A 9,253-nucleotide genomic window follows, 5' to 3' on the forward strand; every position below is an offset into this window, starting at 1 on the left:
TGGGGGCCTGTATCACCGGTAGCCGAAGCCCTAGCTGTTCCAGAAGACTCATAAATCAACCTCTCTGATTCACAAATTCAGGCAGCACTGATACGGAAGCCATATCGGGGAAAATGCACGTGAACCAGGCCAGCCCGCTCGTCTTCCCGGCTGATAACCAGCTCTTCCGCATCCTGATACACCAGGGTACCCGCTACCGGGTCCGTGCCGTAGTCGACGGCAGCTACCGTGACAGCCTGGCCAACCGCAAGGCCGTTCGGATCGGCAAAGCCGGTGGCGGGCAGCTCGGCCGGAGAACTCTGGCGGGCGACTTCGATAGCGTCTGCGGACTCCATCGGGGTTGACTCGCCATGGCCACAGGCCGCCACGGCTTCCATCCAGGAGCGGACCTGCCGGTATGGCTCCAGGGCGCTGGCGGCCGCCTTGTTGCTGGCCACAAACCACAACGGATGATAGTAAGAGAAATCGACGATGGTCGGCTCTTCACCCATGAGGAAGGTGCCACTTTCCGATAACTGCTGCTCCAGACGACCCAACAGCGTGGGCCACTGGGATACTGCCTGGGAAGGATGCAGGCGGCTGGCGTTACCGCCGTCGAACAGTGCCTTGCGGTCCGCCAGAAAGGTCTGCATGGCGGATTCCGGGGCTCCCTTGAAACGCTCAGCCACGCTTTCCGGGCGGAAATTCAGGGCAACGCCGTGCTGGAACATCACCTGGTCGGCAAAATGGGCGGCACTGGCTGCCAGGGCTTCTTTGCCTTCCGGATAGAGCGCCGGCAGGGGCTGTTCCTGATCCAGGCGGCGGGCAATCATGGCCGTGTCACAGTAGATATCGGCGCCAATCTGCATCACCGGGGTCCGACGGTAGCCACCGGTCAGGGCCACCAGATCCGGTTTCGGCATGACTGCCGGGATGAACACGGATCGCCAGTTGAGTCCCTTGAAGCCCAGCATCATGCGGGCCTTTTCGGCAAACGGGGACTGGGGGTAGTGGTGAAGGATCAGTTCGCTCATGGTTTTCTCCGGAGTGGGACAGCAGGTCCGGCGTAGATGGGCGACAAAAGGCACCACGCTCTGGCCAGACCAGATTCAGGGGATATTGTTATGGTTGCCGAAGCAGCTTAGCGGTTCCCTCCGACTTCAACCAGCCAAAACGAACACCAGATCCGGCTTACGACCACTTGCGAACCGGCGGCTGGTAAGCCCGAATGGCATCCAGCAGGGGTTCCGGCTGGTCTTCAACAATCAGCATATCGGCGTGGGCCTGCTTGAGAAAACCGGCGTTTGCCATGGTGCCCACGAACGCCAGCAGGTGATCGTAGTAGCCGAAGGCGTTGTACAGGGCACAGGGCTTGTTGTGATAACCCAGCTGGCCCCAGGTCCAGGCTTCGAACAGCTCATCCATGGTGCCGGGGCCACCTGGCATGGCGATAAAGGCATCCGCCATGTCTGCCATAGCCGCCTTGCGCTGATGCATATTAGGCACCACCTGCAGTTCGGTCAGCCCGGGGTGAGCCAGCTCCCGATCCCGCAGGGACTCCGGGATAACCCCATACACCTTGCCACCGCCGTCAAGCACGGCGTCGGCGACAATGCCCATGAGGCCCACCTTGCCGCCACCAAACACCAGATCAATACCCTGTTGGGCCAGAATGGTACCCATGCCCCTGGCGCACTGTGCAAACTTCGGGTCATTACCTGCGGCCGAGCCGCAGTAAACAGCTACCCTCATGAACCTGTCTCCTGATGTTGTCCGGTTATATGATCAACTCCGGATAATACCCTATCCGCCCCCTGCCCGGCGCCATCCTCACCGGGTCTGGTGTCAGTCGGGCGACTCCAGCGGAACGCCAGCCAGATCGCGGCGCTGATGTAGGGGACCGCTCCCGGTACCCACATGATCAACCCCGCCAACTGCTGACTGGCCAAAGCCCGGTCCGCGCCATACAACGAAACCCCTGCAAACGTCAGGATAGCCCCCAGAAACCCGGTATGCATCAAAGTCAGCAACAGGGCTACCAGGCCCACAGGCCGGTTTCGCACCGGACCGTGGAGCACCGCCCACCAGAACAGACCTGCGGTAACCAGAAACAGAGCGTGCTCCAACAGGTGCCACCAGGGATTTTCCAGCGCCAGCAGATAGAAAAAAGGAATATGCCAGAACCAGATGATCGCCCCATGCAGATAGGCCATCCACATGGGGTAACGGGCCAGTTTCAGCAGGGGTGACGCCACAGCCAATAACCAGTAGCCACCACCGGCCACCATCTGAGGCAGGGGTTTGCTGAGCACCCACAAGGGTGCCACCACCACCATGAACAACATGTGCTGGGTCATGTGGACGGCGGCATTGGTCTCCGCCCAGTGGTCCAGCGGACCCAGAGTGGCCACCACGCACAGCACCATTGCGCTCTGAAACAGCCACCAACGCCCGCGCCCCGGCGGTTGCCGGCGGGCACCCCGCCACCACAGCAGCCAAAGGACAAGCAGCGCCAGAGCACTGAGGATGGCTGCCAGCTGTTCCTGCCGGTCACCGGCAAAGGGACTGTGGGCCCACACCACAGCTGGCAACGTCAGCAGGAATACCCCTGCCAGCAATCGTTGCAACAACGTACCTGTTATCAAAGACATGGCATCATGAACAGTCCTGGCAAAACAATGGCGAGGGCAGCGAAGGCAGACACCAGATAAAGCCCGGCCGCGACACTGGCAACGGCTCGTTGCTGTTCGTTGGCTGTGTCCTGGTCACCTTTGCAGCGCGCGACCCGCCAGCAACCACGAGCGGCCCACAGCAGGCCCAGCCCGACCAGGACACCACCGGCCAGGGTGACCACGGTTACCACATTGAAAGGCCCCTGCTCGCCAACCGTCGGTGCCAGCTGGCAGCCCAGGGAAAGCCCGGTGTAGACCACCACAAACCACAGGCTCCAGACCAGTAGCCCCAGCACAAGATGCACCGGGTGAGTCCAGCTGGTCCGGGTCACTGGCCACCTCCCCAGGCCATAGGCAGCAGCACAAAAGTGGCCAGGCTCAGCCAGTAGATGCCAAGGGTGTACAACCAGAACGGCCAGACCACCTGGGGCTCATAGGGCAACTGCGGTCCTACAAGGCCCCGTTGCAGGCGCCAGAACTGCAACAGGGTCAGGATAACGGCGAGAGCGCTGTGGAAAATCAGATAGCACAGCAATACGGCCAGAACCGAATCATGGGCCAGGCTGGCCGGAGTCAGATCACTGCCCAGCGCCACCCAGACCAGCACTGCAACGGGCAGGATGCCAAGTAACGAACTGGCCAGGAGTGAAAGCCCGACACCACCCGCCTCACCTTGGGCCAGACGGCGGGCGCCCCGACGGAAGGCCAGCACCGCCAGCAGCATCACCACACCGCCGCCCAGCAGCCAGCTCAGGGGCAAGGGGCTATGGGCCGGCGCTTGCCACTCTGGCGCTACGGCCCACAGGTAGAGCCAGCCAAAAATCAGGGACACGAAAAAGGTACCGTTGGCCATCAGGGTGATGATCATGCCCCAGCGCCCGGGGCCATCGGTGGTACGGGAATGAAAGGGCAGCTCCGGGTCCGCCGGAGTTCCGACCGGCGCCAGTGCCGGGTGAGCGCCATTGACCCAGCTCCATCGCAACGTCAGCACCAGGGTCGCGACAGCGCCTGCGATGGCCAGTTCGTAGGCCTTCACCAGCAGACTGACGCAGATAACCCCGAGTGCCAGCGATGTCAGCAGCGGTAACCATGAGTTGGTGGGTAGTGTGATCAGCTCCCTTACCTTGCCCGTCACGACATCGGTACCCAGAATATCCCGACGGCCATGGTCGATGTCTGCCAGCCGGCCCTCACCGCGGGCCATGGCAGCCGGCAGCTCCGGGTGCTGCCACAGCGGATTAGGGTCCCGCACCGGAACCAGACTGGCAAAGTTGTAGGCACTGACCGGCATCGGGGTGGCCCAGTCCAGGGTATCCGCCTGCCAGGGATTGGCCGGTGACCTGCGGCCAAAACGCATGTGCAGCGCGAGATCGAGAATAATCGCCGCCACCCCCATGGCCATCACAAAGCCTGAAACCGACGACAACAGGTTGAGCCAGTCCCAGCCCAGCCCGGCCTCATAGGTATAGACTCGCCGGGGCATACCCAACAGACCGGTCAGGTGCATCAGCAAAAAAGTACCGTTGAAGCCGCCGAAGAACAACCAGAAGCCCCACCGCCCGACCCGGTCTGACGGTAGCCGGCCCGAAACATGGGGTAGCCAGTAATACAGCCCTGCCACCAGCGGGAACAGCATGCCTCCCACCAGAACATAGTGCATATGGGCGACCACAAAATGGGTGTCGTGCACCTGCCAGTTGAAGGGCACCAGCGCCAGCATGACGCCGGTCAGGCCACCGCAGACAAACACAATCAGAAAGCCGAGTATCCACAGCATCGGTAGCTGGAACCGTACTTTGCCGGACCAGAGGGTCGCCAGCCAGGCGAAAATCTGGATGGCGGTGGGAACGGCCACCAGCATGCTGGCCACCGAAAAAAACGCCATCGCCATCTGTGGAATACCCACCGTGAACATGTGGTGTACCCACAAGCCAAAACTGACAAAACCCATCAGGATGATGGCCAGCACAATCCAGCGATAGCCCACCAATGGCCGGCCCGCGAACACCGGAATCAGAGTGGAAACAATGCCTGCCGCCGGCAGAAAAATGATGTACACCTCCGGATGACCAAACAGCCAGAACAGGTGCTGCCACAGCAGCGGGTCACCACCGCCGGTGACCTCAAAAAACACCCAGCCGGCAGCCCGTTCCAGCTCCAGCAGCACACTGCCAAGAATCAGCGGCGGGAAGCCGAACACAATCATCAGCGCCATGGCCAGGATGTACCAGGCGAAGATCGGCATCTTCATCAGGCTCATGCCTTCGGCCCGGGTGCGCAGGATGGACACGGTCAGCTCCACCCCTGCAGCCACCGCCGACACCTCCACAAAGGTGATGCTCAGATCCTGGTCCCGGTGAAAAAGTGGCGCTGCTCAGGGGGGTATACATGAACCAGCCGGAATCCGGCGCCACCTGCAGGAACAGGCTGGACAGGATGATCAAGCCACCGAACAGATAGCAGTAGTAACCCAGCGCACTGAGCCTGGGGAACACCAGGTCACGGGTACCCAGCAGCTTGGGAATCAGGTACATGGCCATGCCTTCCAGCACCGGAATGGCGAACAGAAACATCATCACCGTGCCGTGCATGGTGAACAGCTGGTTGTACATTTCCGGCCCGATGATGTCCTGCTCCGGCAACGCCAGCTGCGTGCGCACCAGCATGGCCAGCAGCCCGCCGATCAGGAAAAACATCAGCCCGGTAAACACAAAACGCAGACCGACAGAGGTGTGGTTGACCGCCGCCAGTGCGCCCAGCCCCGGCAGATTGCCCCACACCTTCTCCAAGGCCTGGTGACGACGGGCGTCCTGCGTTGGCTCAGTCATCTGACGACTCCTGTTCCACCGGTTCCGCGGTGCTCTCTCCTGCACTCTCTCCTGCACTCTCTCCTACACTCTCATCCGCACCCTCTCCCGCTCTCGTAACGGCAGCCTCAGCCCTGCCCCCGGCGGACAGCCAGTCCTGCCAGTCGTCAGCACCGTGAGCAATGACCACAAACGCCATATGACTGTGGCCAACACCGCAGAACTCCGCACAGACACCCCGGTAACGCCCCGGGTGGTCAGCCTCCAGGCGCAGGGTATTGACCCGTCCTGGAAGCATGTCGAGTTTGCCCGCCAGCTGAGGCACCCAGAAGGCGTGGATGACATCCTCACTGGTCAGCTGCAGGTCCACCGGCTCTCCCGCAGGAATATGAATCTCGTTCTCCAGCCGGATGCCCTGGTCCGGGTAACGGACCTCCCATCGCCACTGGTGAGCGGTTACCTCAATCTGCAGGGGGGCACCCTCTGCCACCGGCAGCGGCAACATGCGCTGACCCATGGGCACCCCGAAGGCCAGCACCACGGACATGGCGGAGATGGGCAGCACCAGCCCTCCCCACACTATCCAGCGGGTGTGGTTGCGGGCATCCTGCTGCGGGTCCGGCTCCAGAGGCTGACGACCCATGGCGTAGATCCACAGGCCGATCACCACCAGCATGATGACGCCAAACAGGCCAAACATACCCCACCACAGCCAGGCACTGGCCCGGGCGCTGGGTCCGCCCGGTTCCAGAGAGGACAAGGGGCCACTGCAACCTGCAAGTAACGGCAGCAGCAAAAAGATGCCAGCTGCCGACAGGGTTGCTACTCTTTCAGTGAGGTTGCCAACAACGGCGGAAACGCCCTTGATCCGATACATGGAAGGTCTGCAAAGCATGAACGATGCGAAAGGGATAGAACGCACATGAGCACCAGTCCGATTCTCAGCAAGATGGCCATCGCCGGTCACCCTATCCATCCGATGCTGATTCACTTCCCGGTGGCGGCACTGACCGGACTGATCGGCACTGATCTGGCCTTTATCGTTACCGGAGATCCGTTCTGGGCCAGGGCCAGTTTCTGGCTGGTTGGTATTGGAGTGCTGGGAGCCTGGGTGTCGGGGACCATTGGCCTGCTGGACCTGATCATCGTCCGTGCTATCCGACGCCTGGTGATTGCCTGGTGCCACGGCATCATGGCCATCATGCTGCTGTCGCTGGCGACCCTGAACTGGATGCTGCGCCTGGGCGACCCATCGGCCCTGATCATGCCCTGGGGTCTGTACCTGACCCTGATCAGCGGCCTGCTGATCGGCCTGACCAGTTTCCTCGGCGGACAATTGGTCTATGACCATGCGGTCGGGGTGGCGGACGAACAGTCCATCCAGCGGGCGGAGAGGCAAACGCAGATCGAGGAGCTGGAGGGGGGCCACTGAATCCAGCCCAGCAGGCAGAGCACGGCGGCTCATAACAACGCTCCGATACCGGATGGCTTGGCCAGTACCACCCAGAGAATGGCCAGGACCAGCAAACTCAACACCACCAGAAACACCCGGCACCAGGGCTGAATCGGTTTGCCGTTGTCAGCTTCCGCTCTCAGCACCAGCAAACCGAGCAGGGTATGGGCCACCACCAGCATGGCCACCAGGGTCAGCTTCAGCAGCAGCCAGGGGCTGGCGTTCCTGTCCACCACAAACACCAGAGTACCGGCCAGGATCGCGACAATCGCTGCCGGTGTGGCAATCCGGGTAAATACCAGCCGGGACAGGGAATCGTAGGGCTCGGGGGGTTCTTCAAAGGGGTGATTATCGCCGTGTCGACCCGCCAACAGGGCCGGCAGGTAGAACAGGCTGGCCACCCAGAACAGCAGGGCCATGATGTGCAGTGTCAGCAACAAGAGCATGAAATCATCCACTCCCTTCCCTGCGGATCGATCGGTATCCCTGCTATCTCAGGACGACCGCCATTGTGCTTCAACCAGTGGAACCGGACCCGGCCAGGGCGCAGTCAGCAGTTCTTGTCTTGCTTACCAGTTAGTCAGCATAGACGAAGGGAAAGACAGGCACACAGCCGTTACCAAAACGTCACAAACCAGAGCGGACATAAAAAAGGGGAGCCAGGGGCTCCCCAAAACTTCTTGCCTGCTCTGCCTGGCATCCGCCAGGCTGCTTCAAGTACTCAGAAGGACTTGGACCAACCCAGCCAGAACCGTGGCTTGTCAGACACGTCGCTGCCCAGAGCGTCGGTTTCATCGATGTCTGCCAGTTCAAAGTTGAAGCTCAGCTCACCAAATTCACCCACATCCTTGCTCAGGGACGCCGCGTAGTGGACGTAGCTGGCATCAACACCGGCGTCACCATCGGCATCAAAATCGTAATAACCAACAGTGAAACCAAGACCGTAATCGCCCTGCAGGGGCAGACTCAGGCTGCCGTAGTAGTACATATCGCCATCAACGAAAAGGTCGCCATCATCCGCTTCGCTGTTAACGGTGTAGGCCAGGCCGGCAGCAAACAGCCCGAAGCTCAGTTCACCGTAAATCTCACCGAAATCAATGGCGGAAGGGGAGTCCGGATAACCGTAATAGGCATAGCCGATGTCATAACCAATGCCGCCGGCCTCACCGGAGAAGCCCAGGTATGGGTCAAACTCCACACTGGTGCCATCACCGAAATCAACATTTGATGCCCACACACCGGCGTAGAAGCCGGATGGATTGCCGTATTCCAGGCCTCCCTGCACAGCAGTAGCGCCGTTGGTCTGGGTCACGCCACGGAACAGGTAGTTGCTGACAACACTCAACTCTGCGGAAACTTCGGCAGAAGCCACAGAGGGAACCGCAACAGCACCAATGGCGCCAGCGCTCATGATTGCGGCCATCAAACGTGAAGAATTCTTTTTCATGTGTATACCTTCCAACAGTTGCGAGTTAACGAACACGTTGGTTTTTGCAACAGGTATGCCAGCCTTTATTTTTATATTTTAAACAACAGGTTAAAGAATTGTGACATCCGTGTCACAGTCCATTCATAAAACTTGGCGCACCTTTTTCGTGCGCTGCGCACCCATTTGAACCGCAGCTGCGCACCAAACAACCGCATGGTCCGCCTATGCACGAGACATATTTTTTCTTCAGCCTCGGGCCCGCTCTGCCTCTTGCCCCTAAACGGTACGAATCCGCGCCTAGGTGCTGTGACAGTCATACATTTTTGTTGAGTTTAATGGGGCATCCAACTAGCCTCTTAGATCACTCCTGACCCGGCACCAGATTCCCATGTCCGACACTCCGTTGCACCGTCAATCCCTGAAACCTTCGGATCAGCTCCCGCAATCGCGCAATATCTATCAGGCTCTGATTGATGATCTGGACAAGGGCCGAAGCGCCAGCGAGCTGTCGATGCGTCTGTCGGAAGCCGAGGCATCAGGAGCCGGCCCTAAGGAAAAATCCGAGTTGCTGAACGCCATCCGGAAATCCATCAGCCTTGCCCAGCGCAATGAACAACACCAGCTGAACGAGCGGTCGCTGCGGGCCGTCTCTGAAAGTGCGGAGTCTCTGACCGAGCTGAAGGACCCGAAAGCGGTGTTGAACAGCATCGCGGTGCGCGGCCGCAAACTGCTGGGTAGCGACGTCGCCTGGATGGCAGGAAAAATTGGCGATGAGGGGCGGATTCTCGCGATCGATGGTGCCTACACCCAGCCCATCAAACAACTCAGCGGGCCCGTTGATGCCGGCATAGCGGGCCATGTACGCAAGACACACTCCGCCTTCACCACCCAGGACTATCTGGCAGAAACCGAG

9 protein-coding genes and 1 pseudogene are annotated in these 9,253 nt (G+C 60.3%); 2 read left to right on the forward strand and 8 right to left on the reverse strand.

What is annotated here, in order from left to right; genetic code table 11:
• Positions 1 to 77: 77 nt before the first annotated feature.
• The 6 genes and pseudogenes from AAC035_RS14255 to coxB all read right to left on the reverse strand — a co-directional run bounded on the left by AAC035_RS14255 (position 78) and on the right by coxB (position 6,335).
• Entirely contained in the window at positions 78 to 1,013 is a 936-nt protein-coding gene (locus tag AAC035_RS14255; protein ID WP_339805269.1) for a glutathione S-transferase family protein, read from the reverse strand.
• 157 nt (positions 1,014 to 1,170) lie between these two features.
• The gene (locus tag AAC035_RS14260) at positions 1,171 to 1,731 is read right to left on the reverse strand and encodes a TIGR00730 family Rossman fold protein (protein WP_339805272.1); all 561 of its coding nucleotides are present in this window, start codon (positions 1,729 to 1,731) and stop codon (positions 1,171 to 1,173) included.
• Entirely contained in the window at positions 1,728 to 2,630 is a 903-nt protein-coding gene (locus AAC035_RS14265; protein ID WP_339805275.1) for a cytochrome c oxidase assembly protein, read from the reverse strand. Before AAC035_RS14265 ends, AAC035_RS14260 begins: the two co-directional genes overlap by 4 nt.
• Entirely contained in the window at positions 2,621 to 2,983 is a 363-nt protein-coding gene (locus tag AAC035_RS14270) for a hypothetical protein (protein ID WP_339805277.1), read from the reverse strand. The genes AAC035_RS14265 and AAC035_RS14270 overlap by 10 nt, the downstream gene beginning before the upstream one ends.
• Positions 2,980 to 5,479 (reverse strand): annotated as a pseudogene (gene ctaD / locus AAC035_RS14275) (cytochrome c oxidase subunit I). The gene AAC035_RS14270 and the pseudogene ctaD overlap by 4 nt, the downstream one beginning before the upstream one ends.
• A complete protein-coding gene (gene coxB / locus AAC035_RS14280; RefSeq protein WP_339805279.1) occupies positions 5,472 to 6,335 on the reverse strand; it encodes a cytochrome c oxidase subunit II in 864 nt (287 codons plus the stop codon). Before coxB ends, ctaD begins: the two are co-directional and overlap by 8 nt.
• A gap of 45 nt (positions 6,336 to 6,380) precedes the next feature.
• Between coxB and AAC035_RS14285 the strand changes: the two genes are divergently transcribed.
• On the forward strand, positions 6,381 to 6,890 hold the full coding sequence (locus AAC035_RS14285) for a DUF2231 domain-containing protein (protein WP_339805281.1): 510 nt from the start codon (positions 6,381 to 6,383) through the stop codon (positions 6,888 to 6,890).
• A gap of 29 nt (positions 6,891 to 6,919) precedes the next feature.
• Here the strand turns inward: AAC035_RS14285 and AAC035_RS14290 are convergent, their stop codons facing one another.
• Entirely contained in the window at positions 6,920 to 7,357 is a 438-nt protein-coding gene (locus tag AAC035_RS14290) for a CopD family protein (protein ID WP_339805283.1), read from the reverse strand.
• Positions 7,358 to 7,632: 275 nt separating this feature from the next.
• Positions 7,633 to 8,358, reverse strand: a complete 726-nt coding sequence (locus tag AAC035_RS14295) for a TorF family putative porin (RefSeq protein WP_339805285.1) — start codon at positions 8,356 to 8,358, stop codon at positions 7,633 to 7,635.
• Between the two features lie 370 nt (positions 8,359 to 8,728).
• Here AAC035_RS14295 and AAC035_RS14300 point away from each other — a divergent pair.
• A partial coding sequence (locus AAC035_RS14300; RefSeq protein ID WP_339805287.1) for a hypothetical protein occupies positions 8,729 to 9,253 on the forward strand: 525 nt, incomplete at its 3' end.

This window comes from uncultured Marinobacter sp. (assembly GCF_963974375.1).
Classification (GTDB): Bacteria; Pseudomonadota; Gammaproteobacteria; order Pseudomonadales; family Oleiphilaceae; genus Marinobacter.

Bases quoted from the DNA above. Each gene is read 5' to 3' on its own strand.
- AAC035_RS14255 (WP_339805269.1), bottom strand. From the start codon at position 1,013: ATGAGCGAACTGATCCTTCACCACTACCCCCAGTCCCCGTTTGCCGAA.
- AAC035_RS14260 (WP_339805272.1), bottom strand. From the start codon at position 1,731: ATGAGGGTAGCTGTTTACTGCGGCTCGGCCGCAGGTAATGACCCGAAG.
- AAC035_RS14265 (WP_339805275.1), bottom strand. From the start codon at position 2,630: ATGTCTTTGATAACAGGTACGTTGTTGCAACGATTGCTGGCAGGGGTA.
- coxB (WP_339805279.1), bottom strand. From the start codon at position 6,335: ATGTATCGGATCAAGGGCGTTTCCGCCGTTGTTGGCAACCTCACTGAA.
- AAC035_RS14285 (WP_339805281.1), top strand. From the start codon at position 6,381: ATGAGCACCAGTCCGATTCTCAGCAAGATGGCCATCGCCGGTCACCCT.
- AAC035_RS14290 (WP_339805283.1), bottom strand. From the start codon at position 7,357: ATGCTCTTGTTGCTGACACTGCACATCATGGCCCTGCTGTTCTGGGTG.
- AAC035_RS14295 (WP_339805285.1), bottom strand. From the start codon at position 8,358: ATGAAAAAGAATTCTTCACGTTTGATGGCCGCAATCATGAGCGCTGGC.